General features: G+C 61.3%; 22 protein-coding genes and 6 pseudogenes. 12 read left to right on the top strand and 16 right to left on the bottom strand.

The window, feature by feature from the left end; all coding sequences use genetic code 11:
* The first annotated feature begins 104 nt into the window (after positions 1-104).
* Positions 105-332, top strand: coding sequence for an AbrB/MazE/SpoVT family DNA-binding domain-containing protein (locus PAE61_RS00980; RefSeq protein ID WP_009503866.1), 228 nt, complete (start codon positions 105-107; stop codon positions 330-332).
* Entirely contained in the window at positions 322-717 is a 396-nt protein-coding gene (locus PAE61_RS00975) for a PIN domain-containing protein (RefSeq protein WP_028288627.1), read from the top strand. Before PAE61_RS00980 ends, PAE61_RS00975 begins: the two co-directional genes overlap by 11 nt.
* Positions 718-795: 78 nt before the next feature.
* Here PAE61_RS00975 and PAE61_RS00970 read toward each other — a convergent pair whose 3' ends face one another.
* The gene (locus PAE61_RS00970) at positions 796-1,680 is read right to left on the bottom strand and encodes a recombinase family protein (protein ID WP_028288628.1); all 885 of its coding nucleotides are present in this window, start codon (positions 1,678-1,680) and stop codon (positions 796-798) included.
* A gap of 282 nt (positions 1,681-1,962) precedes the next feature.
* On the opposite strand from PAE61_RS00970, the gene PAE61_RS00965 reads away from it, so the two are divergent.
* A complete protein-coding gene (locus tag PAE61_RS00965) occupies positions 1,963-2,976 on the top strand; it encodes a hypothetical protein (protein ID WP_434803066.1) in 1,014 nt (337 codons plus the stop codon).
* A 97-nt stretch (positions 2,977-3,073) separates the two neighbouring features.
* Here PAE61_RS00965 and PAE61_RS17560 read toward each other — a convergent pair whose 3' ends face one another.
* Both PAE61_RS17560 and PAE61_RS00955 read right to left on the bottom strand, forming a co-directional pair.
* Positions 3,074-3,403 (bottom strand): hypothetical protein, encoded by a 330-nt coding sequence (locus PAE61_RS17560; RefSeq protein ID WP_353620349.1) that lies wholly within the window; start codon positions 3,401-3,403, stop codon positions 3,074-3,076.
* A 126-nt stretch (positions 3,404-3,529) separates the two neighbouring features.
* Positions 3,530-3,649 (bottom strand): annotated as a pseudogene (locus PAE61_RS00955) (IS110 family transposase); the annotation flags it as partial.
* A gap of 197 nt (positions 3,650-3,846) precedes the next feature.
* Between PAE61_RS00955 and PAE61_RS00950 the strand changes: the two are divergent.
* Positions 3,847-4,311, top strand: coding sequence for a helix-turn-helix domain-containing protein (locus PAE61_RS00950; RefSeq protein ID WP_047997849.1), 465 nt, complete (start codon positions 3,847-3,849; stop codon positions 4,309-4,311).
* The gene (locus PAE61_RS00945) at positions 4,308-4,877 is read left to right on the top strand and encodes a PIN domain-containing protein (protein WP_271112101.1); all 570 of its coding nucleotides are present in this window, start codon (positions 4,308-4,310) and stop codon (positions 4,875-4,877) included. The genes PAE61_RS00950 and PAE61_RS00945 overlap by 4 nt, the downstream gene beginning before the upstream one ends.
* A 201-nt stretch (positions 4,878-5,078) precedes the next feature.
* Here PAE61_RS00945 and PAE61_RS00940 read toward each other — a convergent pair.
* The 6 genes and pseudogenes from PAE61_RS00940 to PAE61_RS00915 all read right to left on the bottom strand — a co-directional run.
* Positions 5,079-5,204 (bottom strand): annotated as a pseudogene (locus PAE61_RS00940) (cyclophilin-like fold protein); the annotation flags it as partial.
* Between the two features lie 166 nt (positions 5,205-5,370).
* Positions 5,371-5,556: pseudogene (locus PAE61_RS00935) on the bottom strand (alpha/beta hydrolase); the annotation flags it as partial.
* A 4-nt stretch (positions 5,557-5,560) separates the two neighbouring features.
* A pseudogene (locus tag PAE61_RS00930) lies at positions 5,561-6,283 on the bottom strand (zinc-binding dehydrogenase); the annotation flags it as partial.
* Between the two features lie 360 nt (positions 6,284-6,643).
* Positions 6,644-7,840, bottom strand: coding sequence for an L-2-hydroxyglutarate oxidase (gene lhgO, locus PAE61_RS00925; RefSeq protein WP_271112100.1), 1,197 nt, complete (start codon positions 7,838-7,840; stop codon positions 6,644-6,646).
* Positions 7,837-8,526 (bottom strand): GntR family transcriptional regulator, encoded by a 690-nt coding sequence (locus PAE61_RS00920; protein ID WP_271112099.1) that lies wholly within the window; start codon positions 8,524-8,526, stop codon positions 7,837-7,839. The genes lhgO and PAE61_RS00920 overlap by 4 nt, the downstream gene beginning before the upstream one ends.
* Positions 8,523-9,215 carry an MBL fold metallo-hydrolase gene (locus PAE61_RS00915; RefSeq protein WP_271112098.1) on the bottom strand — a complete coding sequence of 231 codons (693 nt, stop codon included), beginning with the start codon at positions 9,213-9,215 and terminating at the stop codon, positions 8,523-8,525. The genes PAE61_RS00920 and PAE61_RS00915 overlap by 4 nt, the downstream gene beginning before the upstream one ends.
* A gap of 173 nt (positions 9,216-9,388) precedes the next feature.
* Between PAE61_RS00915 and PAE61_RS00910 the strand changes: the two genes are divergently transcribed.
* The 4 genes and pseudogenes from PAE61_RS00910 to PAE61_RS00895 all read left to right on the top strand — a co-directional run.
* Positions 9,389-10,366: a TRAP transporter substrate-binding protein gene (locus PAE61_RS00910; RefSeq protein ID WP_271112097.1), complete on the top strand. Its 978-nt coding sequence runs from the start codon at positions 9,389-9,391 to the stop codon at positions 10,364-10,366.
* On the top strand, positions 10,363-10,980 hold the full coding sequence (locus PAE61_RS00905) for a TRAP transporter small permease (protein ID WP_271112096.1): 618 nt from the start codon (positions 10,363-10,365) through the stop codon (positions 10,978-10,980). Before PAE61_RS00910 ends, PAE61_RS00905 begins: the two co-directional genes overlap by 4 nt.
* Positions 10,973-12,277 (top strand): TRAP transporter large permease, encoded by a 1,305-nt coding sequence (locus PAE61_RS00900; RefSeq protein WP_271112095.1) that lies wholly within the window; start codon positions 10,973-10,975, stop codon positions 12,275-12,277. Before PAE61_RS00905 ends, PAE61_RS00900 begins: the two co-directional genes overlap by 8 nt.
* 112 nt (positions 12,278-12,389) lie before the next feature.
* A pseudogene (locus tag PAE61_RS00895) lies at positions 12,390-12,599 on the top strand (IS6 family transposase); the annotation flags it as partial.
* Positions 12,600-13,331: 732 nt separating this feature from the next.
* Here the strand turns inward: PAE61_RS00895 and PAE61_RS00890 are convergent.
* Positions 13,332-13,736 (bottom strand): annotated as a pseudogene (locus PAE61_RS00890) (IS6 family transposase); the annotation flags it as partial.
* 61 nt (positions 13,737-13,797) lie between these two features.
* Positions 13,798-14,555, bottom strand: a protein-coding gene (locus PAE61_RS00885; protein ID WP_434803065.1) for an IS5 family transposase whose coding sequence is annotated in 2 segments (ribosomal slippage) — positions 13,798-14,219 and positions 14,219-14,555 — 759 coding nt in all. Because the reading frame shifts where the segments join, the coding sequence is not laid out codon by codon here.
* A 150-nt stretch (positions 14,556-14,705) separates the two neighbouring features.
* Here PAE61_RS00885 and PAE61_RS00880 point away from each other — a divergent pair.
* Positions 14,706-16,229: an ISL3 family transposase gene (locus PAE61_RS00880; protein WP_434803063.1), complete on the top strand. Its 1,524-nt coding sequence runs from the start codon at positions 14,706-14,708 to the stop codon at positions 16,227-16,229.
* A 215-nt stretch (positions 16,230-16,444) separates the two neighbouring features.
* Here PAE61_RS00880 and PAE61_RS00875 read toward each other — a convergent pair whose 3' ends face one another.
* Genes PAE61_RS00875 through PAE61_RS00855 form a run of 5 tightly spaced genes read right to left on the bottom strand, consistent with a single transcriptional unit; the run spans position 16,445 to position 21,690 of the window.
* Complete coding sequence (locus tag PAE61_RS00875; protein WP_271112093.1) at positions 16,445-17,434, bottom strand: TRAP transporter substrate-binding protein; 990 nt, start codon at positions 17,432-17,434, stop codon at positions 16,445-16,447.
* A gap of 30 nt (positions 17,435-17,464) precedes the next feature.
* The gene (locus tag PAE61_RS00870; protein ID WP_271112092.1) at positions 17,465-18,757 is read right to left on the bottom strand and encodes a TRAP transporter large permease; all 1,293 of its coding nucleotides are present in this window, start codon (positions 18,755-18,757) and stop codon (positions 17,465-17,467) included.
* 2 nt (positions 18,758-18,759) lie between these two features.
* Complete coding sequence (locus PAE61_RS00865; protein WP_271112091.1) at positions 18,760-19,257, bottom strand: TRAP transporter small permease; 498 nt, start codon at positions 19,255-19,257, stop codon at positions 18,760-18,762.
* On the bottom strand, positions 19,254-20,648 hold the full coding sequence (locus PAE61_RS00860; protein ID WP_271112090.1) for a mannitol dehydrogenase family protein: 1,395 nt from the start codon (positions 20,646-20,648) through the stop codon (positions 19,254-19,256). The genes PAE61_RS00865 and PAE61_RS00860 overlap by 4 nt, the downstream gene beginning before the upstream one ends.
* 4 nt (positions 20,649-20,652) lie before the next feature.
* Entirely contained in the window at positions 20,653-21,690 is a 1,038-nt protein-coding gene (locus PAE61_RS00855; RefSeq protein WP_271112089.1) for an L-idonate 5-dehydrogenase, read from the bottom strand.
* Between the two features lie 159 nt (positions 21,691-21,849).
* Here PAE61_RS00855 and PAE61_RS00850 point away from each other — a divergent pair, with 159 nt between their 5' ends.
* Together PAE61_RS00850 and PAE61_RS00845 are read left to right on the top strand one after the other, a co-directional pair.
* On the top strand, positions 21,850-22,698 hold the full coding sequence (locus tag PAE61_RS00850) for a MurR/RpiR family transcriptional regulator (protein WP_271112088.1): 849 nt from the start codon (positions 21,850-21,852) through the stop codon (positions 22,696-22,698).
* Positions 22,699-22,812: 114 nt separating this feature from the next.
* Positions 22,813-24,753: a bifunctional 5-dehydro-2-deoxygluconokinase/5-dehydro-2-deoxyphosphogluconate aldolase gene (locus PAE61_RS00845; protein ID WP_271112087.1), complete on the top strand. Its 1,941-nt coding sequence runs from the start codon at positions 22,813-22,815 to the stop codon at positions 24,751-24,753.
* Positions 24,754-24,790: the final 37 nt, after the last annotated feature.

Raw genomic sequence — 24,790 nt, 5'->3', positions numbered from 1 at the left:
CAGTCGCTGCGTCATGCACAAGAGTAGCTAGGGTTTGCGGCAGGCTTGTCTTAGGAACCTTTCGGATATACATTACAAGACGTATATCCGCATGGGAGGTCACGATGCAGGTCGCAAAATGGGGTAACTCGCTGGCCGTCCGTTTGCCCGCGGAGCTCGTCCGAGAGCTTGGTCTCAAGGAGGGTGATCAGATCGACCTGGTCAAGGACGACGGTCGGGTCAGAGTCCGTCGCCTTGCTCGTGCGGATGAGGTACTTACCGGCCTGCGCCGCTTCCGGGGCAAGTTGTCCGCAGCAGAACGTCTGAGCCGCGACGACGCACATGAGCGTTGAGTTCGCGGACACGAATGTCGTTCTTTACCTGCTCGACGACGGCCCAAAGGCCGATCGCGCCGAGGTCATCCTGGGGCAGGGGCCCCGGATCAGCGTTCAGGTTCTAAACGAGTCACTGGTGAACTGCCGCCGCAAAGCTGGCCTCGGTTGGGAGGAAGCAGCGGCCTTTCTCGAAGGCGTGCGCGCCTTGTGTCCCGTCGAAGATCTCACCGTGCAGACCCATGACGTCGGCCGCGCTTTGGCGGAACGCTACGGCTTCTCGATCTACGACGCGATGATCGTGGCCAGCGCTTTGGTTGCGGGGTGTACCACGCTGTGGAGCGAGGACATGCAAGATGGCCTGCTGGTGGAAGGCCAGCTTCGCATCGTCAACCCCTTTGCATGAGCGAACGGCTTCTGTGCCTGAAACTGACCACAACCTTGTAATCCTTCCCTATAGTGGAGGATTTGCAAGGTTGTTAGGCTACTCAAGCAGCCCCAGCCTCTCCGCCCGCTCCAACAGCATCTTGACTGACGACGGCTGCCATCTCGTTCGGCCACGTGGTGTGCGTTCGCGCATTGATTCCAGCCGTTCACAGATCGCCTGGAGCGTAATGCCGGGATCCGCGCCCTTGATGGCGGCGACGATGGCGGGCAGGCGGTCGTCGGTTTCGCGGCGGCCGGCGCGGGCCAAAACTGTCTCGGGCAGGAAGCCGTCGCGGACATAGGCCTTCACGGCGCGCAAGAGACGGCTTTGGGTCCAGCGACGCGCCTCGGGCAAGGGGCCGTTGATGATGCGCACCACGTCTTCCCAGGCCAAGTCAGGGCGCAACCGGCGCACATGGGGCACCCAATCTTGTGCCGTTTCGTTCAGACGCTCCATGTAGCCGTCCTGTCGCGCTAGCCGCACCTTGCGAAGAGCGGCAGGGTCTTTGGCCCGCAGTCCAGGGTTTCCGCCCACGCGGCCCTTTGTGCGCGCACTGGCGAGGCCGGCCTTGGTGCGCTCCCGGATCAGGGCGCGCTCGAACTCGGCCGCAGCGCCCAAGACCTGCAGCGTGAACTTGCCCTGCGGGGATCCAGTGTCGATCGGGTCCTGGATCGAGCGAAAGAACGCACCCCTAGCCTCCAGCCGCTCGATCACTTCCAGCAGATGCGACAGAGACCGCGCAAGCCGGTCGATCCTCACGACGACCAGCGTATCGCCACTCTGGATGCGTTCGAGCACACGCCCAAGCACCGGCCGCGCGCGATTGCCGCCTGAGGCGTGCTCTTCATAGATTTCGGCGCAACCCGCAGATTTCAGGGCCTGCGACTGGGGCAGGGGGGTTTGATCCTCTGTGGATACGCGCGCATAGCCTATCAATGGCATCAAAACAGTCTTTTTGCAGTTTCATATAGCGGCAATAAACGACCATTTGTAAACGAGTGCAATCTCCTTCTCTGTGGTGAAGTTCGCTGCAAATGCAGGGGTAATCCTTCAACGAGCTCGATCAGAGAGCATTCAGGCATCCGCGCGCCGGCTGCCTTTGAAAAAGGGGCGTGACCACCAACTCACAAAGCCCTTTGGTGCTATGCATTGTTATGATAATTTGCACATATGAGCACGCAAACCCCATCATTGCTAGATGATTTCAAGCACCTCGACATCGATATGGAAGAGGTCGAGCGGGCCTCTGAGGAAGATTTGTGGTTTGTGCCCGGTCCAACGGAGGAGGGGCCGGATTACTTGCCGCCCGGTCCGCGGACGCAACCTAAAGAGAACGATCTTTGCGGCGATTGGCAGCGCGCCGAAGCAAGCTGCGCGGCACGCCTGGCGCGGGTGGCCGGACGGCTCGGTGCGCTGGACGACCGGCTTCGTCGGGGCCCGGAAGGCTGGCGGCACCGGCTTGCGTTGATCGAAGCTGCCGAGCTCAGCTGGTTCGTGGGCGACAGGATCGGTCAGGACCGGCTGGCGCTATGGATATCCATGCATCTGTCGGGCGTACAGGAGGACACGTCCGCCCTGGCGCGGATCGGATGGGCTGTGCGGCGGCTTGCTGGCGGACCGGGACCGGAGGACGATCTGGCCGCCTTCCTTGACCGACGCGACCCTGAAAGCATTTCCGATGATGAAGAACCTTTTGCCGACCGCGCCGGTGCGTGGCTCGATCTGATGACAAGGGCCGCTGAATTGCATCCGGTCACCCGCGCCTGCATGGGCTTCCATCTTTGGCGCCTCGCAGGCCTTGGGCAGCATTCGGATCAGTTGGAGGCCGCTGTGACTGCCGGGCGCGTCGCGGCGCAAGAGGGCAGGGGGGCCATCTTCGCGCCGCTGGCGGTGGGCGGTGCAGGAGGGCTGCGCGTTGGCGGCTCGCCGCGCGATAGATTGGCGGGCTGGCTCGCCGGAATGGAGGAAGCCTGCCTGACCGCCATGCGACATCTGGACGATATCGAGGCATGGTCCAGGAAAGCGGAAACCAGGATGAGCGCACTTTCAGGTAAGACGCCGCCCGCCCTGCGTCGGATATTGGCCGAATGGCCTCTTGTCTCTGCGCCCATGGCAGAGGCACTGACGGGTGCAAGTCGGGCGGCCGTCCAGCGCAACCTTGCATGGATGGAGGCGCACGGTCTCATCCGCGAGGTGACCGGCGCGGGGCGGTTCCGGATGTGGCGGGCGGCTGCGTGAACAGGGCCGCAAACAGGCCCCTGCACGGCCGCACGGTCGAGACGGCAGGGCGGAATTGCTGGATGAACGCCTGGCCGGTAAACTTGTCGGGTCCAATTCAGGGGAGTGGTCGATCATGACTGAGCCGAAACTGACGACGGGCACGCGGCAGGCCTGCTGGCGCAAGCAGAATGCTGCAAAGTACAGCGCCCATCTCGCGGTGCAGCGCGGGCTCAAAAGCGGTGAACTGGTCAGACAGGGATGCGAGGTCTGCGGACATTCCCGAACAGACGCGCATCATGATGATTACGCGGCGCCCCTTCAGGTCAGGTGGCTCTGCCGGCAGCATCACGTTCGCCTTCACAAAGGAGGCGAGGATCTGTTCACGAACAGACCAAGGCACCAAACCTGATCCAGACGCAAACGCTGCGCGATTGTCCTGAGCCAAGAAAGTTCGTTATTTGGTTCGCTGATAAGCACCAAAGTCGGGCCGTTGATCAGAAAGGCCTCGGTGACGTTCTGCGCGAATGTTGGCGCCATTTGCAGCAACCCCGCCTAACCAACAACGCATACCTGCAAGCACCTGCGCCCGACGCAGCTTCTTGCGAAGAACCGCTCGACCAGCGCCATCTGCTCCATGAACCTGAAACACATTCTTTGCCAGATCGAGCCCGACCGTGATAATCTCCGACATGACCGCTCCCCCTTGTGGATCCTAAGAGACCCACCTTGGCACACATATGCCGTCGGGGGGCGGTTACATCATCAACGCCGGTGTACTCCATAACCCGCGCGCCAGTAGGGTGCGAAGAAAACCGTTTGCAGTTAATGCATTTGTTGCACTTATTTCATATATGGTGGTAGACAGCAGAAAACGGAGAGGAGACCACCATGAACATGTTGGCACACCGGCATCTTCCACCGACCCCGCAGGACGCTGCGATCGCGCGTGTCTCGGGACAGGCCCTGTCGCGCTTTGCGGCAGCCCGAGGACCCTTGAAGCTTCGCGTTACAGACGCGGAGCAGATGGAACCGATCGAACTTCCCGCCGGCGCTGTTGCGCTACTCATGGAGATCCTTGAGGCGATGGCAGCCGGTCGCGGCGTCACCATCATTCCCGAGAACGCCGAACTCTCGACAGTCCAGGCGGCAGAGGTGTTGAATGTCTCTCGGCCGTTCCTGATCAAATTGCTTGAGGATGGCAGTATCCCGCATCGGAAGGTCGGCAAGCATCGCCGCGTCCGTATGGAAGACGTCATGTCGTACAAGGCAGCCATCGACAACGAGCGCGAAGCCGTCCTTGATCAACTGGCCGCCGACGCACAGGACCAGGACATGGGCTATGGCTCGAAATGAGCCAGTACACGGTGCTGTTCGACGCGAATGTTCTCTACCCCGCGCCAATGCGGGACGCGCTGATGCAATTGGCTGTCACAGATCTTTTCAAGGCGAAGTGGACGGCTGACATCCATCGGGAATGGATCGACGCCCTTCTACGCAATGAACCTCATCGAGAACGGGCGGCGCTCGAGCGGACCCGCGACCTGATGGATAGGGCAACACGCGACTGCCTAGTCACCGGCTATGAGGCCTTGGTGCCGGCCCTCATATTGCCGGATCCCGACGACCGGCACGTTCTGGCGGCCGCTATCGTCGGGCGCTGTGACGCCATCGTCACTCAGAACATGAAGGACTTCCCACCAGAGGCACTTGTACCATTCGGCATCGAAACTCAGCACCCCGACGACTTTTTCCGGAACCAGCTTTCTCTCGCGCCCGGTCTGGTTTGTTCAGCGCTGCGCAAAGTTCGCGCGCGCCTCAAAAACCCGCCCAAGAGCGTTGACGAGTATCTGTCGATCCTGACACAGCAAGGGCTGGTCGCCACTGTAGCGGATCTGGAACAGTTCGCCGATCTGCTTTGATCGGGCAGGAGCAAAAAATGTAGGCTCCAGAACCCGTCTATACAGGATCTTCTGCAGGTCGCCGCTTTTATAGATGAATACCGGCCGTTCCGATGAAGAAAAGACCGGTGATTTCCATAGCGTGGGGTTCCAATGCTGCCGGAGGATGTGATCCAACTCAACCCTATGCGGCACCTTGAACTCGCGTTGTCGCGATAGTTCGGGCAAATCGGATGGCAGGTACCCTGTCTTCTCCTGACGGAGATGATCGCGCATGTCGATGGTCAACGGCAGCATCTCCAGCAAGGCAGCGGCGGCATCGTTATCGGCAAGCTTGGCAGTCACCTCGCCCCAGTCTGACGAAACTCAAATTTGTTCCTGTGCCATAGCACCTCCCGACAATCCCAGGGCGAAGGCAGCAGCGCCTGATACCGATCTCCACATTCGACGTTCCTCCGTTCAGTGAGCTCTGACTGGCAGAAGCCCGCGCTGGCGCGCGGGCCGTCGAGCAAGCTCAGGCTGCGAGATGCTCGTCAAAGAACTCCGCCAGCCGGTCGAAGGGTATCATGTCCACCTGATCGTAGAGGTCGACATGATCGGCGCCCTCGATGATCATCAGTTCCTTCGGCTCGGCGGCAGCGTTATAGGCATCCTCGCTGAAATACCGCGAATGCGCCTCGGAGCCCGCGATTACCAGCATGCGGTCAGACGCGCAGCAGCGTCTTGATCGCGCGGCGTTCGTCCATCGCGCGGTAGCCTTCGGCCACCTCGGCGATCGGCAATTCGAGGTCAAAGACTCGGCCAGGCTGGATCTCTCCGTTCAAGACCTTGTCGATGAGGTCCGGCAGATAGCGACGCACTGGCGCCGGACCGCCGAACAGCCGCTTCTGAGCGAAGAAAAGACCCTCACCTGTGAAGGTCACTTCGTGGGGCACGCCCACGAAGCCGATCGAGCCGCCGGGGCGGCAGGAACCCATCGCCTGATCCATCGCCCCTTGGTTGCCGACGCATTCCAGCACGGCATCCGCGCCCACGCCGCCCGTCAGTGCCTTGACGGCGGCGATGCCTTCCTCGCCGCGCGCGGCGACGATGTCGGTCGCGCCGAGATCGCGCGCGAGCGCCTGGCGATCTGGGTGGCGGCTCATCGCGATGATGCGCTCGGCGCCCATGAGCCTGGCCGACAGCACCGCCATCAGCCCGACAGCCCCGTCGCCGACCACGACGGCGGTCGAGCCCTCCTTCACGCCGGCAGCCTCGGCGGCGTAATAGCCTGTACCAAGGACGTCGGATGTCGCAAGGAGGTGCGGGATTGCTGCTGCATCCGGCACCTCTTGCGTCGGCACCAGCGTGCCATCCGCGAGTGGTACGCGGGCGTAGGGGGCCTGCGCTCCAAGCATGAACTCACGCTGTTCGCAGGAGGACGGATACACCTCGATGGCCACCCGGGATTACACCGATGAAGGCGCTGAAATTACACCACGTCCGCGGACGCTAACGCTTCAGCACTCGGCATCCCGATGACCGTGGCCGCAGAATAAGTGTGCCCGGGGAAAGGGACATTGCGCTCGCCAGCTGATTTATCCAACAGCGCCCCTCGGACCTCTCGAAACGATCGAGAGGAACCTGCGGCGCTATCAAAGCGGGCAGGGTGGATATCATCGCTTCGGCGGTCTGAATAGCCCCGCGTTTCTTGGACGCCTTCTTGTCTCAGTTTCTACTGCCGCTAGAAGTCGACACGTGACAGCATTCCGTTCCGCGCGTGCTTGCGCTTGCCCCATCTCTGGACGTCAGAGCTGATCGGCGATGTATCGGGCGATCGGCATGGCGCTTGTCGCGGCGGGGGAGGGGGCGTTGAGAACCGTCGTCAGCCCGCCGTTCGACTTGATCAGGAAATCGTCCACCAGCGTTCCATCGGGTCGGACGGCTTGCGCCCGGTTAGCTGACCTGTAGGCTCCGAGATCGCCCAGTTTGATCTGCGGGCAGTATTTCTGTACCTGATTGAGATAGGCGCTTTTGAACAGCGATCCCTTGAGCTCCTGCAGGGTCGCCATCGGGTGTTTCGCCAGCGTGCGCCACAGGCCGCTATAGCTCAGCGCGCTCAGCGCATCGCGGGGGTCGATGCTGAAGCGCCCGTATTTCTCGCGGGCGAGGGACAGGACCGCGTTTGGGCCCACGGTGATTGTCCCGTCGATCATCGGAGTGAGGTGGACGCCGAGAAAGGGAAGATTCGGGTCGGGAACGGGGTAGATCATGCTGTGCACGACGGTGTTGAGCGCCGCGGGCAGGACGAAATATTCGCCGCGAAACGGCAGGATGCGAATGCCCGGGTCGATTCCGAGAAGCCGGGCGACGCGGTCTGAGGCGAGCCCGGTGCAGGCGATGACCCGCCCCGTGGTCACGGTTTCCCCGCCGACCTCGATCGCATAACCCGACGACGTGGCCTTGACCGCGGTGACGGGGGCGTTGAACTGGATATCGCCGCCGGCATTCTCGACTTCGGCCAGCAGCGCCCTGGTCACGCCGGTATAGTCGACAATCGCGGTTGCCGGGATATGAAGCGCACCGACGCCTGCGATATTGGGCTCCTGCCGGCGCAGTTGGTCCGCGTCGATCAGGTTGGCCTGCACGCCATTTTCGGCGGCGCGCGTCTGAAGGCCGGACAGGCGGCTCGCTTCGAGATCGTTCGTCGCGACGATCAGTTTTCCGCGCGGATCGTATCCGATGTCATGGGCGGCGCAATAAGCGCGAGTCTCTTCGAGGCCTTCGCGGCAGAACCGTGCCTTGAGACTTCCGGGGGTGTAGTAGACCCCGGAATGCACCACGCCCGAGTTTCGGCCCGTCTGGTGGAAGGCGGGGCGGGATTCCTTCTCGGCGATCAGGATGCGCACGCCGGGCTTGCGCCGGGTCAGCTCCGCGCCGAGTGCCGCGCCAACGATGCCGGCGCCGATGATGACATAGTCAAATAACCTTGCGGTCATCTTCATGCCTTTCTTGTTTTTGAGGGGGGCTGCACATGGGTCGCTTCCCAGATGTGCCGAGTTGGCATCATGTGGTCCACTGTCAGTGTTGAAAGGGTGTCACGATCGCCACGCTCAAGCGCGTCGATCATCAGCCGGTGTTCGCGCCGTGCCTGGGTCAGCCATTCGGCTTCGACGATGCCATGCGACCGGATCGGGGCGGACCTGCGGTTCAGCATGGCGATCATTTCGCACAGCAGGCTGTTGCGGCAGAACGCAAAGAGCTGGGTGTGAAAGGCGTCGTTGAGCCGGTGAATGTGGATAGGCGGCGCGCCGGCCTCGATTGCGGCTTCGTATTCCGCCTGTGCGGCGCGCAGGTTGCGCAGATCGCCAAGCGAAACAGGAAGCGGCATGATCCGCACCGCTTCGCGGTGCAGTGCCGCGCGCATGTGGTAAAGCTCGTCGACCTCGGTCGGCGTGAAGCTCTTGACGCGTGCCGAGCGGCCGCGCTCTTTTTCGACGATGCCGCGCCCGACCAGTTCCTGAAGCATGGCGCGTATGATGTGGCGCTTGGCGTGGAACCGTTCCATCATGGCGTCTTCGACCAGCTCCGCTCCCGGCGCTATCGAGCCAAAGATGATCTCTTCCTCGGTGAAGTCTGCGAAGGAGGCGGCCTCCTCGTCACTCCTAATCTTGTGACGGGGCGGGGTCATCTGACAATCAGATCCAAGCGCGACGGCTCTTCCCAGGCCCATGCATCGTTTTGCCGACGCAGGACCGGGTGGTGACCGCAGACGATCACATCCGCGTTGTCGCGGATCCATTGCAATGTCTCGGGGCTTCGGTTCAGCGGGTCAAAGGCCTCTCCCGCGTCACCGGTGACCAGTTCCCGATAGGTCTTGCAGGCATCTCCGGCAACGACGATGCGCTGCCCGTCTGGGCCTTCGAAGGCCAGCAGCGTCATTCCGGGGGTATGGCCGGGAGCATGTCGAAACCGTAATCCGGCGGCGAGATCGCCGCTTTCGCCCACAAACCTCAGATCCCTTGTCGCGAGCCAGGCGCAGATCGCGGGAGAGCCGAACAGATCCTGCGGGTGAGGGGCCTTGGCATAGGCCCACTCGGATTGCGAGACATGGAAGGTGGCCTCGGGGAAAAGCTCCACGTTGTTCATATGGTCGAAGTGAAGGTGCGACAGGAACACGTGGCGAATGTCGCCGGGCGAGAGGTTCGCGCGCTCAAGCCCGGCCAGAAGTTGGTGGCGGGTGGCGTGGTGCCCAGTGTCGAACAGAACGGGGCCAAGCTCAGGATGCCGGATCAGGGCAATCACCGAGAAACCGAAGAAGCCCCCTCGGAAGCTCAGGCTGTTGCCGGGGACAAGGATCTCCATTTCTATCGGGTTCATGACAGGCCTCTATGCTTATTATTAATAATAATATCGCCGTTAACCTGCGATGCAAGCGATAAAAATAACGAAAAAACGTGTACTATTAGCACTTCGTGAATCCACCTTGCGTATGCCGCAAAAATTTATTAATAGTTTGTGCGATGTCGAATTCGATCTGAGGGAGGAAACCCATGAAACTGTCTCGTACCTTGCTTGCGGTCGCGTTGTTCGCACTGCCGGCAGCATCGTCGCTTGCGGAAACTGTCTGGCAGATGCCGACGCCCTATCCCCAGGCCAACTTCCACACCCAGAACATCGAGCAGTTTGCCAAAGACGTCGAAGCGGCAACCGATGGCGAGCTGAAGATCGTGGTGCACCCGGCCGGGTCGCTGATCAAACATGCCGAAATCAAGAACGCCGTGCGGGCGGGACAGGTCGAGATCGGCGAATTCATCATTTCGAGCCTAGCGAACGAAGACCCTATCTTCGCGCTCGACTCGGTTCCCTTCGTGGCGACGTCTTACGAAGATGCCGGCAAGCTTTATCAGGCATCGAAAGCGGATCTGTCCGCCGCGCTCGAACGTCAGCGGATGACGCCGCTGTTCTCGGTGCCGTGGCCGGGGCAGGGGCTCTATACGGATCGGCCGATCGAGATCGCAGCGGATCTGCAGGGGGCTCGGATGCGAGCCTACAGTCCGCAGACCGAGCGGTTGGCACAGCTTCTGGAGGCAATTCCGACGCAGGTCGAAGTGCCCGATCTGGCCCAGGCCTTCACGACCGGGCGCGTCAACGCGATGATCACGTCGACCTCGACCGGGGTGAACACCGCGGCCTGGGATTACCTGACGAATTTCTACGACGTTTCGGCGTTCCTGCCGAAGAACATCGTCGTGGTGAACACCCGCGCGCTGCAGGCCTTGTCGCCGGAGATTCAGGCGGCGGTTCTGGATGCGGCCGGCAAGGCCGAGGCGCGCGGCTGGAGCATGTCGGCCGAGGATCACGCGGCGATGCGCAAGGTGCTTGAAGAGCATGGCATCATCGTGTCGGAAGGCTCGGACGAACTGAACGCGAGCCTGATGGAGGTCGGGGCGCAGATGGCGGCGGAATGGTCGAAAGAGGCTGGCGCCGAAGGCGTGGCCATCCTGGAAACTTACCAGAATTCCAAATGACGCCTGACGTCGGGGTCGGTGTTTCCGGCCCCGACACCGTTCACGCCGGAGGTCCGATGAAACAGGCTTTGGAACTGCTCTATCGTTTTAGCGGCGGGCTCGCCGCCTGCTCGTTACTTGCTATTGCGCTGATCGTCTTCACGCAGGTGGTGTTCAATCTGATCGATTTCATCGCCGGCTGGCTGGTCGGGGGCAGCCTTGGGTTGCTGATCCCGTCCTACGCGCAATTCGCGGGCTATGCCCTTGGGTTTGCGACCTTCCTGTCGCTTGGACTTGGCTTTAGGCGCGCCGCCCATATCCGGGTTACCCTGATCGAGAGCCGCCTGCCGAAAGCCCTGCGGCGCAGCACCCTGATCCTGGTGTCCGCGACCGGGATGGCCATCGCCGGCCTGATGGCGTGGAGCTTCGGTCATCTGGCCTGGGAGTCCTGGCAATGGGGGGATCGCGCCTCGGGGCTGATCCGCACGCCGCTCTGGGTTCCGCAGGTCGTCATGCTGTTTGGCATCGCGGTGTTTTTCATCTCATCGCTGCACACTTTCGCCGAGATGATCCTGACAGGGCGGTCGGATGCCCTTGTCGAGGATGCCGCGCTGGAGGACGCCCACAATGAATGAAGTCGTGATGTCCGTTCTGCTGCTGGTGACGCTGCTTGGCTCGCTGGCGCTCGGTCTTTGGGTGTCCATCGCGCTGTTCCTGAGCGGCGCGGTCGGTATCTTGATGTTTTCCAACGCGCCGCTGACCAGCGCCCTGGCCACCAATGTCTGGTCAAGCTCTGCCGAATGGTCGCTGGCGGCGCTGCCCTTGTTCATCTGGATGGGAGAGATCCTGTTCCGGTCCCGGGTGTCGTCGGATCTGTTCACCGGGCTGGCGCCCTGGCTGCGCAGCCTGCCCGGCGGGCTGAGCCATGTCGGGATTTTTGCCTCGGGGATCTTCGCCGCTGTTTCCGGATCCTCGGCGGCGACCTGCGCCACCGTCGCCAAGGTGGCGCTGCCCGAACTCAAGAAACGGGGCTATGACGAAAAGCTGGTGCTGGGGGCGATCGCGGGATCTGGCACACTGGGGCTGATGATCCCGCCCTCTGTCATTCTGATCGTCTACGGGGTTGCCGCGGAACTGTCGATCGCCCGGCTGTTCATCGCCGGGATCATGCCCGGGCTCATGATCTTTGCCCTCTATGCCGCGTATATCGCCCTGTGGTCGATCCTGAACCCGTCGAAGGTGCCGGAAAAGGATCCGCCGCTGCCGCTACTGGAGCGGATCCGCGGCACCGGAACGCTCATCCCGATCAGCTTGCTGATCCTCGGGGTGATCGGGTCGATCTATCTGGGCATCGCCAGCCCGACCGATTCCGCCGCGGTGGGGGTGGTTCTGGCCCTGGGTCTGAGCTGGTGGTTCGGCGATCTGAACTGGAAGATGTTCAAGGAAAGCCTGATGGCCGCCACCTTGTCGTCGGCGATGATCGCCTTCATCATGGCGGGGGCCGCCTTTCTGACGGTTGCGATGGGCTATTCCGGCCTGCCCGCGCGGGTGGCCGGCTGGATCGGCGATCTCGGGCTCAGCAATGCGGCCCTGTTGGCCGCGCTGACGGTGTTCTTCATTCTCATGGGGTGCTTTCTCGATGGCGTGTCCATCGTGGTGCTGACCACTGCCGTGTTGCTGCCGACGGTCCTGCAGGCGGGGATCGACCCGATCTGGTTCGGCATCTTCCTCGTGCTGGTGGTGGAAATGGGGCAACTGACGCCGCCGGTGGGTCTGAACCTCTTTGTTCTTCAGGGCATGACAGGGCGCGACATCCTCTTTCTGTCAAAGGCGGCATTGCCGTTCTTCGGCCTGCTGATCGTCGGATTGATCCTGATTTCGGTCTTCCCCGGCATCATCTCCTTTCTGCCCTCCCTGATGTTCTCGAAGTAGGCAGCCCTCGCCTCGCCTCGATCCGGGGCGAGGCGACGCATCATGCTGAACGGCATAGGTGGTAGGGCTTTGTCAGGTTGCAGGCCGCCCGATCGCCGGATAGCGAATGGCCATGCTGAATCTATCCGACCTGTCCCGTATCAAGGGCTTCCGATTTCCGCGCGCCGTGGTCGGTTACGCCGTCTGGGCGTATCATCGGTTCGCTCTCAGCCTGCGGGGTGTCGAAGATCTCCTCGCCTCACGCGGGGCCCGCGTTTCTTACGAGACCGTGCGGAACTGGGTCGCGCGCTTTGGCCGGCAGTTCGCCGCCCGGATCTGCCGCGCAGGAATTTCGCGGTCTTCGCCACGACGGCATGCGGGGTGGTGACCTCCTGAAGTCCCGCGTCGGAGGCCTCTCTCTCTTCGGCACCCGCTTTTCGCGCTCTGCCCGCTGCTCATGTGCGAGCCTCTTGACGCTTTCTGGAAGCGCAGAGGTGGCCCCCCGGATGCTGACGCGATCCATGCGAGGGTCCTTCAACTCGAGAAACGGCGGGACGGGCGGGGTCTCTCCGGCCGCAACTTTCGCCCAGTATCCCCGCGGCGGGACGGGGATGCGGTGGCGACTGCAAACCTCCGCCAGCCCTCTGTCGGAGATGCCGAATTCCTGCGCCAGCGTCGTCATCGGTTTGCTCCAGACGAGGTCATACAGATTGCGTCGGGTCAGAACACGGGGCTGGAGCACGTTTGGAACACCGATATTTTCGCGAGATGTGTGAGGAGCGTTTTCGAAGATGATGTCGCAGGATCGGGAGCAGGTACAGCGGATGTAAGGACGCGCTGAACGCGAACCTGGGCTGCAGACATGATCGGTCTGCAGCACTGGGGCGCGGCACCTTAAATCGGCAGTCCTTCTTCGCCTTTCGCTGGCGCGGCCAACGAATTCGCGCCCCTACCGCCACATCCGGGCGGCAATGTCCTGCTCTTCGCGGCCGACGGCATCGGCGTAGATCGCCGTCGTGCTGAGCTGTGCATGGCCGAGCCAGCGCTGCAACATGTGCAGGGGCACGCCCTGGACCAGGGGCTGATACAGGCGAACGGTCTCTCGGGCTTGCCGCAGAAACGCCCTTGCAGCCTTGGCATTTCGCCGCGCCGTCAGCCGAAAATCGATCAACTGGCCGAGCTGATCGACGGCGCGCCATAGATAACACCAGCGTCCACCGACGCGGATGTAGGTCTCATCGACATGCCACTGCTGCCCGCGCCAGGAACGATGGCCACCATAGGCCCGTTTGCGGATCTCGGGGCCGAACTTCCTGACCCAGCGGTGGATTGTGGAGGCATCGACTGTCACCCCGCGCTCGGCCAGCAAATCGCGGACGTCGCGGCACGACAGCGGGTAGCGACAGTACCAGCGCACCGCTAGAAGGATGATCTCCCGAGGAAAACGATGCCGCTTGAACGGATTCTTGTGCTGTCCCATCGGCCCCCCCATCATTACCAACTCAAGGAACTTGCGGTGGTCGGCTAGGGTCTGTTGACGTTCACCGCAGCCGAATGATGGTTGCAGCGATGGCGACGAAGGCTGAGAAGCTGCTGTCTGTCTTGCAGCACCGCATGGCGATCCCTCTGTATTCCTTCAGTTTCCCGAAGAAGTTCTCGATCAGGTGACGCCACTTGTAGGTGTCGCGGTCGAACTCCGCCGGGAAGCGGCGGTTGGACTTTGGCGGGATTACTGCCTCGATCCCCTTCTCGGTTAGGGCGTCTCGCACCCAATCGGCATCAAACGCCCTGTCGGCGAGGAACTGGCCGCAGGTCAACCCTTCGAGCAGCGCTGCTGTTCCACGCAGATCGTGAGCCTGCCCCGGCAGCAGACGGAAATCGATCAGGTTGCCGAGTGCGTCGGCCAGGGCCATGATCTTGGTCGTCACGCCGCCGCGCGAGCGTCCGATGGCCTGGCTCTGAGTCCCCCTTTTGCGCCCTGTCCATGGCGGTGGACCTTGACGATAGTGCCGTCGATCATGGCGTATTCGAAGTCGGTGTCTTCGGCCAAGGCTCTGAATATCCTGTAGAAAGCATCCGCCTTAACCCATCTGCGGAACCGCTTGAACACCGAGTTCCATTTACCGAACTCCTCAGGCAGGTCACGCCACGGACAGCCCGTCCGGGCGATCCACAGCACCGCCTCGACGAAGAGCCGAGGGTCAGGGCCCGTGCGACCGGGATCACATTCCCGGCCAAGGCAGTGCGGGCCGATGAGCGCCCATTGCGGATCGGTCAAGGTCATGCGGATCAAGGTCACCTCCATTTGGCAACCTTGAATCACTTCGCGCTCAATATGGGAATCTGGAGGGTTCTGTGAGGTTCGCGGGCGCAACGCCGATGCCGCCGCACGGGTACCGGCGGACCTCATTGAAGCCGAATTGAGCGAACCCGCGAGGTGAATGGCGCTATGGGGATTGTGGTTCTGGCGCGGGCCCTGGGTGGAGGGCGCGAGGGCGGATATGCAGATCGATGGTGCCGGCTGCAGGATTATCCCGCCCATGGTGACGGGGTTACGGTAACCCTCTGGGTTTGCCGTTGGCGATGTTTGGCACCCGCCTGCCCGCGCCGGACTTTCTCGGACCAGATCGGCTCGATTGCGCGTCCTTTTGCGCGGCGCACTTCGCGTGTCGGGGAAATTGTCAGCCATCTTGGGCACGCGACCGGCGGGCGGCCTGCCGAGCGGCTCTTGCACCGCTTGGGCCTTGGGGTCAGTGATGACACGGTGCTTAGGCAGCTGAAGAACCGTGCTCAAGACACTGCCGAGCCGCCGACCGTCATCGGGATCGACGACTGGAGCTGGCGGAAGTCGCAGACCTACGGCACGATCATCGTCGATCTGGAGCGTCGCGCGGTCATCGATGTTCTCGAAGACCGTGATGTGGTCACCTGCACCGACTGGCTGAAACGACATCCCGAGGTGGAAGTGATCAGCAGAGATCGCTGCGGTCTCTACGCCCAGGCTGCCCGGCAAGGCGCGCCGCAAGCGGAACAGGTCGCCGACCGGTTTCATATCGTGCAGAACCTGCGGCAGGCTATCGAGGAGCAGATGAACCTTCACGGCCGTGCGACCGGCAGGGCGCTGCTGTCCGACGCCGACAATATCACCGCAGAGGGAAGCCTTCTGAAGTCCCGCCTTGCGCACAGGACGTCTCGGGAAGAGATTTTCACCACCATCCATGCGCTTCGAAATCAGGGGCTTACCTGCAGCGAGATTGGGCGGCGAACAGGGTTCCCTCGTCGCAGCATCGCGAAATGGCTGCAGTTCGAGACGCCGCCGGACCGCAGGCGGGCAGCTTTGAAGCCGACTTCGCCGTGGTACTTTGAAGAGTTCCTGAGCCAAAGCTGGAAGGGCGGAATTCGAACTGGAAGCGCCCTGTTCCGTCTGATCCGAGAGCGTGGCTACGAGGGGAGCCCGACGCATTTGCAGCGGCTGCTGGCGGGGTGGCGCAGAGCCGAAAAGCAAGCGAAGGGCCCTGCCTTGGAGCACCAGATCCTGGAACCGGTCCGGGACCCGGAAACGGGGCACGCGATCTCCCCGGTCATCGCGGCAGCGCTGTGTATCAAACCCCGCGGAAAACTCACCCCGGATCAGGCGCGGAAAGTCGATGCGCTCAAGGCTGGCTCTCCCGCCTTCGCAACGATGCGCTGCCTCGTCATGCGGTTCAACGGTATCCTGCGTGGCCGCGAGGCAGACCCGCTCCCTGCATGGATCGACGACGCGATCGAAACCGACCTGGCGCCCATCGTGCGCTTCGCACGCACATTGAACCGGGATTTCGATGCGGTAAAAAACGCTATCGAGATGCCCTGGAGCAACGGCCAAGCAGAAGGTCAGATTAATCGTCTGAAGACCCTCAAACGCGCCATGTACGGCCGAGCCGGGCCAGAACTGTTGAGGGCAAGAATGCTGCCCCTCCGCCACACAGATTGAGGCAGAGCCGATTAAAGGGCAACGCGACACCCGGGAACGATTGAAGGCAGCATTGTCTGAGCGGCATTGTCGCGAAAGACCTCCGCCGCGCCGATCAGATACGCCCGCGTTGACGGTTTTCCTGGACCGCGCGCATACCCGATGCAGGCCGGAATATCAGAAGCGACACTACCAGCGTGAATGCACCGCCATTACGATGCATCCACTATTCGTTGTTACTCGGTGGAGGAGTTGATTATTTTGATCGCCTGCGTCGCCCACTCTTCGCCGCCGACCTGCGAATAGAAGTCAGGCCACAACGCTTGAGCAGCGTCGGCCCACTTGGCCTCATCTTGCGGCGCCCCGTGCAGGGTCATCCCACGTTCCACGAGTTCGGCTTTCGCCTCTTCGGTCAGATCGCTTGAAACTTGGCGTCCGTATTCTACGGATTCACGGCCTGCCCGCGCGACGGCTTCCTGAATGTCCTCGGGATACTTCTGGAACACGCGCTCGCTGATCAGCAGAGGTCCGGTCCACATCATGTAATGGATCTCGGTGATGTCACTCTGGACTTCATAGAACCGCGATGAGATTGCGGTCGTATAGGGGTTCTCCTGTCCGTCGATAACACCCTGCTGCAACGCAGGGAAAACCTCGGCCCAATCCATAGGCAAAGGCTCAATGCCCCACGACTGGAAAGTCTTGATCGCGATATCGTTCGGCGACACCCTGATCTTCAGACCCTGCAGATCATCCAGGGCCTCTACGGGCTGGCTCGTCGTCAGAACCCGGAAACCTTTTTCAAGGAGACCCAATGCCCGGACACCGGCTTCCGGTACAAGGCGCTCATTCAGCGGATCGAGAAGTTCATCCATTGCCGCGTGGGCTTGTTCGGTTGTCTGATACGCATAAGGCAGCATCAGGACACCGGCAGAGGGAGCCAGAGGAACAAGATTTCCCGTATACAGGATCTCGGCTTCGATAGAACCCATGCGCAGGGCCTGCGCGACTTCGGTCTCGGTCCCGAGCGAGTTGCTCGGAAAAATCTGAACGGCCACGCGACCGTCGGTATATTCGCTGACTAGTTCCTGGAACTTGACGGCAGTTAGATGGGTGGGGTTACTCTCGTTGTCGCCATGCGACAGACGCATGGTGAACTCCTGCGCAGATGCTAGAGATGCCAGCGTCATGGTGAGAGCGGTGGCGGTAAGAGTGGCTTTCAGCATATTTTTCCTCCTCAAGAAAGATTCGTATCGTCAGTAGACCAGCCCCATCAGGCGCGGCAGGAACATGGTCAGCTGGGGAATGAACGTCACCAGCAACAGGACAAAGATTTCGGCTGCGATCAAAGGCAGAGCCGCCTTGCTGACCCGCTCGACCGTTTCGTTACTTATCTCGCTGGCAACGAACAGATTGACGCCAAGCGGCGGCGTCGAATAGCCGATCTCGCATGCGATGACGAACATGATTCCGAACTGGATGGGATCGATACCGGCACTAACTGCAACGGGCAACAACAATGGCGTCAGGATGATCAACTGGGTCAGAGTTTCCATCCACATTCCGACGAAGATCAGTAGAAGAATGATCAGAAGGATCAGGGCAACCGGACTTTCGAACGTCGTGATCATGAAGCTCGAGAATTGCTGGGGCACCTGGAAGATCGTCAGGACTCGTCCGAGTAGCCGCCCGCTGACCAGGACGAACAGAACCACACCTGTCAGCCTGACGGCATAGGACATGGCATCGACGAAGCCCGGAAGGGTGATCGCACGATAGATGAAGATGCCGACGAAAAGAGAATAGAGAACAGCGACAACCGAAGCTTCGGTCACGGTGAATATCCCGCTGTATATCCCCCCGAGGATGATGATCGGAGCCAGGAGTGCCCACCTAGCCTCCCATGCAGCGGCGCCGATACGCTTGAGATTACGCCCCTCGGGGTTTGCCACCGCGTAGCCGCGTCGAGTGGATATGATACGCGACACTGCCGTCAGGGCGACCGCGAGAAGCATGCCGGGGATGACGCCGGCAATGAATAGACCCGTGATCGAAACCTCGGCTGTGATCCCGTAGATGATCATCGGTATCGAGGGTGGAATGACGACGCCAATGCCGCCCGCATTCGAGGTGATCGCTGCAGCAAAAGACTTGTGATAGCCTTCCTTGATCATCGTCGGGATCATGATGGATCCGATTGCTGCGGCGGTTGCCGGCCCTGATCCGGATATCGCGGCGAAGAAGGTGCATGCCACGATCGTCACGCTTGCAAGGCCACCGGGCGATTTGCCGACCAGGGTTCGGGAAAAGGCGATGAGCCGCGACGTCAGGCCGCCCTTCTCCATCAGGACGCCGGCCAGCACGAACATCGGCACCGCAATGATCAGAAAGTCGTTCACGGCGGAGTAGGCGGCCTGTACGACATATGATAACGGGATGCCGGCGGCGACCATACCCGCAATGGCAGCAAGGCCGATAGAGACGGCGACGGGAACCCCCATGATCAGAAAGACCAGAAAGGCTATTGTAAGGATGATAGGTGCACTCATGATCAGTCGTCCAAGCGAGTGTCGATGACACCCTCGTCATGTTTCCAGCGACGGATCATCACCTGAATGACCCTGACGCTGAGCAGGAGGAACCCAAGGGGAACGATCAACTGGATCCACGCGATATTGATCCCTGTTGTCTGTGAAACCATTGGGAAGCTGAACATGTCGGCGATGTAGATTACGCCGAACCAGATGACGATGGCATTGAAGGCCAACCAGATCAGATCGGCAAGGGTCAAGGCGATCTTCTGCGCCCGTGAGGAAAGCATGGATAGCTGGACGGACACCCTGATATGACGATCTTTCTCTGCAGCAAGGATGAACCCGAAGTAGACCGACCATACGAAGGCGAAACGTGACACCTCCTCAATCCAGGCAAAGGACCAGCCGAGGACATAACGACCGATAACCTGTGCACTCAGCAGAACCAGGACTATGGTCATCAGCACAACACCAAGCCATTCCTCTACCGAGCGTCCCTTTAATGACGATATCATCTCTCTTCCTCTGGCTTGCTAGTCTCGGTGGCCATCATCAGGTCGCGGGGGGATTGCCGCTCCAGCATGGAGTAAAGAGTGACCAGACGCTCTTTGAAATCCCGATGGTGCCGCAGTCGCCCCTCGAACAGGTCAAGCTCCATGAAGCCCTCTACCAACGCGCGTGCATTCCCGTCTGCATTCGCAACGATCATGCGAAACCGATCGGCCAGCGGGTCTGACACCGGGATGACCGCCCCATCGGCGTTTCGCCCGGTATTGTATTGCAGCCATGCCGCGATGGTCAGCGCGTAAAGTTCAGCTTCCGGTCCGTCCACATGGTGCACCGCTGCCTCCACGATTCTTTGGCCCATCTTGAACGAGCTGTCGGTGCCAATCTGGACCAAGGAATGCCGGATATGCGGATTGCGCAGGCGTTCCAGAGTGGTTCGAACATAGGCATCCAGATTTTCACCGGGCGGACAGGTCAACGTCCTGGCCTGTGCCGCGCAAAATCGGGCGAGCCAGGAACCCATGACCGGGTCGTTTGCGGCTTGGCAGCTGGTCTCGAAGCCTGACAGAGCGCCCAGATGGGCGATCGCCGTCTGGGCGCCGTTCAGGATACGGTGCTTCATCAGTTCATAGGGTCGAACGTCCTCGACGATCTGCACGCCCACCTTATCGAGCGGCGGAATCGGCAGCGCGAAGTCATTCTCCAACACCCACTGGCCGAACGGTTCGGCGGCAACCCCAAGCATATCCCGTTCGCCGGCAAGCTGGCTTATCGTTTCAGAAGCTTCATCGTCAACGCGAGGAACGATACGGTCAACCATCGAGACTGGAAAAGAGACGTTCCGTGCCATCCAGCTGGCTAGCGCAGGCCAAGCCTGGTCGACGAATTCCGAAAGGACTGCCTGCAACAGTCGACCATTGGCTGGGATATTGTCGCAGCTGGCCAGCGTCAAACCCGGCAGTCCAGCCTTTTGCCGACGGGCCAACCCCAGGGCCAACCAGCCGATGCCCGTCCGGGGCTGCAGCGGGTCTTCCAGATCGGACGCGATCGCCGAGGGGTCCAGCTTGCGCGTGCCGGGCAGATGGCAGTAGCCCTTTTCGGTCAGCGTCATGGTCACAAGACGCAGCGCTGGATCGGACAGAAAGTCCTCGTGCGGCTTGTCAAGAACCTCACCAATGGACGTGATGCGCCGCAATTCTTGGCCAGCGGCATCACGAAACAGGACGTGATAGGCCCCTTTTTGCACATCGAGGGAGTGACCGATCCGTGGCGGGAAAAGGCACACCTCGCGGATCCGCGCCTCGGGATGGCCAGCATCAATCAATGCAGCGGCGTAGACGGCTTGGTGCGCGCGGTGAAAAGCGCCTGGCCCGATATGAAGAATGGCAGAGGGCGTCATGACGTTACTCTCCGAAGCTGATCAAGACCTTGACGTTCGAAGTCCGATCACCAGCCGCGGCAAAGGCCGCCTCTACCTCTTCTATGCTGAACCGGGCGGTCACGAAAGGAGCGAGATCCACTTCACCCGTGGAGATCTGGCGAACTGCCTCGTCGAACTCCTCCAGAAAGCGATAGGCCCCGACTAAGGTGATTTCACGGATCAACAACCCTGAAAGCGACAGGCCGGAATCAGGAGGCAAGAAACCAACCTGCACGATACGGCCGCGGGGCTTTGTGCATCGAATTGCCATTTCCAGCGCCGAGGCGACCCCTGCGGCCTCCAGAACCACGTCGACCTCGCCGATCGCCTTTTCCGCCGCCTCATCCGCCTTTGGTGAGCCGACGACATAAGTCTCGGCATCGGCGACCCTTGCAATACGCCGAAGCGCTCGTTCAGCGATATCAGTCACGATCAGGCGGCCGGCACCAGCCTTGCGGGCTGCTATGGCAATGAGACTGCCTATCGTTCCCGCCCCCGTCACCAGAACGGTAGCCCCCGCCGTGAGCTGCGCAAGTGCGACGGCATGAAGTGCAACGGCATAGGGCTCGCTAAGCGCCGCAAGCATCGGATCGAAGTCCTGCGGCAATGGCACACATTGTGCTGCAAGCACGACGGGACGTTCGGCAAATCCGCCGTTCGTGTGCGGGTGATGTGCCGCACTACCCATGAATCGCATGTTGCGGCACAGGTGCGTCAGATCAGAGACACATTGATCGCATGTATTGCAGGGGCGGGAAGGGTTTACGGCGACAGCTGTTCCTACGGAAAGCCCAGATACGTCCGGTCCGATCTCGCTTACATATCCGCTGAACTCATGACCCAGGATCATCGGCTCGCGCAGGATCGAATTCGCGACACGGCCGTGATGATAGTAATGAAGGTCTGATCCGCAGATCCCTCCCCATGCAAAATTCAGTCGGACCTCGCCGGGCTGAAGCTCGCGCTCGTCCCATGGCTGAACGTGCAACTCTTTCGCGGCACGGATAACGCATGCGCGCATCGTTCCTTCCCCCTCGGCTCTCTCGTCCCACCTTGGTGTAGAATGTTTGTTTCATTTTATGCAAGAAGAAAATATACATTGCAGGGGCCGGAACCTCGTTGGTTTGCCACCTCCTATGGGATAGCCTGACGGTCACATTCGAACATCGAGACTAATTTCATGACCATTCCCTCCTCCCGTGCCGCGAACTATGCGGAGTTTTGTGAGAAGCTGGCGGCAGAGCATCAGGCACTCCCGAAGCGGCTCGCTCAGACGGCAAGGTATCTGCTATCCCATCCGGATGAAGTCGCTTTCGGCACGACGTCCAGCATCGCCGAAGCAGCAGGTGTCCAGCCATCGACCCTGATCCGCTTCGCCAAGGCGAACGGTTTCGATGGCTTCAGCGAGCTACAAACCCTGTTTCGCGAGAAGCTGCGATATCGCGATCAATCGTATCTCACTAGGCTTGGCGCCATCGACGCCAACGCCTCCGATCCAGTCAAAACAATTCTGACCGGCTTCATCGCGGCAGGCCAGCAATCGCTAGAGGCGCTGAGTCGCGAACTTGACGTTGAACAGTTCGAGGCGGCGGTCGAACTGCTTGGCAAAGCGGAGACAATCTATCTGGTTGGGCGACGACGCGCCTTTCCTCCGTTGGTTCAGTTGCGCTATGCGTTTGCCAAGCTTGGACTTCGCAGTGAGATCTGCGGTTCAAGCATTGGTATCGACACCGACCTCCTGACCTTTGCGAGGCCTGCTGATGCCGCGATCATCATAAGCTTCGCGCCGTATTCGGATCAGGCGCTCGAAGCCGACAAGCAGCTCTGCGGGCAGCAGGTACCAGTCCTTGCAATCACAGACACCCTGCTTTCGCCCATCGTCGCGAATTCTGCAGCTCGTATCCTTTTGAATGAATCCGACTTCGCAGGCTTCAGGACTTCGGCGGCAGCGATGACACTTGTAATGGCGTTGAGTGTAGCGATCGCCGAGAAGCGAAGACTGCGGTCAAGTGTCGAAACGGATAAATAGCGGAATAAAAATTCCCCATTGACACCAAGACAGAACATCTGTTTCAAAAAAGGATGTGCATTCAAGTTTTCACCGCACAACCGCATTCGACTGCTTGAAGGAAAGATACCTGCCGTGACAAAGACTCTTGACGTGATCACGATCGGCCGTTCGTCGGTCGATCTCTATGGTCAGCAGGTCGGTGGCCGCCTGGAGGACATGGGCTCCTTCGCGAAATATATCGGTGGCAGCCCGACGAACATCGCCTGCGGGACGGCGCGGCTGGGGTTGCGTTCGGCCGTGATCACACGGGTCGGCGACGAGCATATGGGCCGCTTCATCCGCGAGCAGTTGGTCCGCGAGGGGGTCGAGACCGCGGGCGTCGCGACCGATCCCGAACGCCTGACCGCGCTGGTCCTGCTGGGCATCCGCGACGAGGACCAGTTTCCGCTAATCTTCTATCGCGAAAACTGTGCCGACATGGCCCTGTCGCCCGACGATATCGACGAGGGGTTCATCGCGCAGGCCCGTAGCGTTCTGGCGACGGGCACTCACCTGAGCCATCCGCAGACCGAGGCCGCCGTGCTGAAGGCGCTGGAACTTGCGCGCAAGCATGGCGCGCGGACCGCGCTGGACATCGATTACCGCCCGAACCTGTGGGGCGTCGCGGGCCATGGCGACGGCGAAAGCCGCTTTGTCGAAAGCGCCGCCGTCACCGCCAAGCTACAGGGCACGCTGCACCTGTTCGACCTGATCGTCGGCACCGAAGAGGAATTCCACATCGCGGGCGGCACCACCGACACGGTCGTGGCGCTGCGGGCGGTGCGCGCGGTCTCGGGCGCCACGCTGGTCTGCAAGCGGGGTGCGCAGGGGGCCGTGGCCTTTACCGGCCAGATCCCCGACAGCCTCGACGATGGCGAGGCTGGTCCGGGTTTCCCGATCGAGGTGTTCAACGTGCTGGGCGCGGGCGACGGGTTCTTCTCGGGGCTGATGAAGGGCTGGCTGGAGGATGCCGACTGGCCGACCGCGTTGAAATACGCCAATGCCTGCGGGGCCTTCGCGGTCAGCCGCCACGGCTGCACCCCAGCCTATCCCAGCCTTGCGGAGCTGGACTTCTTCCTGAAACGCGGCGTCACGCGCCCCGATCTGCGCAACGATCCCGAACTGGAACAGATCCACTGGTCCACGACCCGCGCCAGTCGCAACGCCGGCGACTGGTCCGAGATGCGCGTCTTCGCCTTCGACCACCGCCTGCAGCTGGAAGAAATGCCCGGTTATGACCAAGCCAAGGGCGCGCGGTTCAAGGAACTGTGCCTGGACGCGGCGTTGCGGGTCGCGGATGGCGGCCCGGGATACGGCATCCTGTGCGACAACCGCATCGGCCGCAGCGCCCTGCACCGCGCCAGCGGCAGCGGGCTGTGGATCGGGCGCCCCTGCGAATGGCCGGGGTCGCGCCCGCTGCAGCTGGAACCCGAACTGGGCAGCGATTGCGGTACGCTGGTCGAATGGGCGCGCGAGAACGTCATCAAGGTCCTGTGCTTCTGCCACCCCGACGACGACGCCCAGACCCGCGCCGCGCAAGAGGCCACGGTCAAGCGCCTGTTCGAGGCCGGTCGCCGCAACCAGCTGGAATTCCTGCTGGAGGTGATCCCGTCCAAGGTCGGTCCGGTCGACGACACCACCACCGCCACGCTGATCCGCCAGTTCTATGCCGCGGGCGTCTATCCCGACTGGTGGAAGCTGGAGCCGATGAAGACCCGCGAAGGCTGGCAGAACGCCATCGCCGCCATCGAGGAACATGACCGCCATACGCGCGGCATCGTAGTCCTGGGCCTGGATGCCCCCGAGGCCGAATTGCAGGCCAGCTTCGAGGTCGCGGCGGGCTTCGAACTGGTGCGCGGCTTCGCCGTCGGGCGCACGATCTTCGGTGCGGTGGCGCGTGGCTGGTTGCAGGGGCAGATTGACGATGACGCCGCCGTCGAACAGATGGCCGAACGCTATGCCCGCCTGTCCGAATTGTGGGACCGCGCGCGCCTTGGGTCATGTCGACCGATGGTGAAGCCGCATACGGATTGACGTGATGTCGATGTGACCTGCTGACCCCGGGAAGGAA

The sequence above is a fragment of the Paracoccus aerodenitrificans genome (genome assembly GCF_027913215.1).
Lineage (GTDB): Bacteria > Pseudomonadota > Alphaproteobacteria > Rhodobacterales > Rhodobacteraceae > Paracoccus > Paracoccus aerodenitrificans.
Note: the sequence above shows the minus strand (reverse complement) of the source record. Positions and strands in the feature narration are given on the sequence as shown.

Excerpts from the sequence above, each read along its gene's own strand:
- PAE61_RS00870 (WP_271112092.1), bottom strand. The coding sequence starts at position 18,757 with ATGAGTGCACCTATCATCCTTACAATAGCCTTTCTGGTCTTTCTGATC.
- PAE61_RS00855 (WP_271112089.1), bottom strand. The coding sequence starts at position 21,690 with ATGCGCGCATGCGTTATCCGTGCCGCGAAAGAGTTGCACGTTCAGCCA.
- PAE61_RS00945 (WP_271112101.1), top strand. The coding sequence starts at position 4,308 with ATGAGCCAGTACACGGTGCTGTTCGACGCGAATGTTCTCTACCCCGCG.
- PAE61_RS00965 (WP_434803066.1), top strand. The coding sequence starts at position 1,963 with ATGGAAGAGGTCGAGCGGGCCTCTGAGGAAGATTTGTGGTTTGTGCCC.
- PAE61_RS00900 (WP_271112095.1), top strand. The coding sequence starts at position 10,973 with ATGAATGAAGTCGTGATGTCCGTTCTGCTGCTGGTGACGCTGCTTGGC.
- lhgO (WP_271112100.1), bottom strand. The coding sequence starts at position 7,840 with ATGAAGATGACCGCAAGGTTATTTGACTATGTCATCATCGGCGCCGGC.
- PAE61_RS00950 (WP_047997849.1), top strand. The coding sequence starts at position 3,847 with ATGAACATGTTGGCACACCGGCATCTTCCACCGACCCCGCAGGACGCT.
- PAE61_RS00860 (WP_271112090.1), bottom strand. The coding sequence starts at position 20,648 with ATGACGCCCTCTGCCATTCTTCATATCGGGCCAGGCGCTTTTCACCGC.
- PAE61_RS00920 (WP_271112099.1), bottom strand. The coding sequence starts at position 8,526 with ATGACCCCGCCCCGTCACAAGATTAGGAGTGACGAGGAGGCCGCCTCC.
- PAE61_RS00875 (WP_271112093.1), bottom strand. The coding sequence starts at position 17,434 with ATGCTGAAAGCCACTCTTACCGCCACCGCTCTCACCATGACGCTGGCA.
- PAE61_RS00880 (WP_434803063.1), top strand. The coding sequence starts at position 14,706 with ATGGGGATTGTGGTTCTGGCGCGGGCCCTGGGTGGAGGGCGCGAGGGC.
- PAE61_RS00905 (WP_271112096.1), top strand. The coding sequence starts at position 10,363 with ATGACGCCTGACGTCGGGGTCGGTGTTTCCGGCCCCGACACCGTTCAC.
- PAE61_RS00980 (WP_009503866.1), top strand. The coding sequence starts at position 105 with ATGCAGGTCGCAAAATGGGGTAACTCGCTGGCCGTCCGTTTGCCCGCG.
- PAE61_RS00975 (WP_028288627.1), top strand. The coding sequence starts at position 322 with ATGAGCGTTGAGTTCGCGGACACGAATGTCGTTCTTTACCTGCTCGAC.
- PAE61_RS00970 (WP_028288628.1), bottom strand. The coding sequence starts at position 1,680 with ATGCCATTGATAGGCTATGCGCGCGTATCCACAGAGGATCAAACCCCC.
- PAE61_RS00850 (WP_271112088.1), top strand. The coding sequence starts at position 21,850 with ATGACCATTCCCTCCTCCCGTGCCGCGAACTATGCGGAGTTTTGTGAG.
- PAE61_RS00910 (WP_271112097.1), top strand. The coding sequence starts at position 9,389 with ATGAAACTGTCTCGTACCTTGCTTGCGGTCGCGTTGTTCGCACTGCCG.
- PAE61_RS00865 (WP_271112091.1), bottom strand. The coding sequence starts at position 19,257 with ATGATATCGTCATTAAAGGGACGCTCGGTAGAGGAATGGCTTGGTGTT.
- PAE61_RS00915 (WP_271112098.1), bottom strand. The coding sequence starts at position 9,215 with ATGAACCCGATAGAAATGGAGATCCTTGTCCCCGGCAACAGCCTGAGC.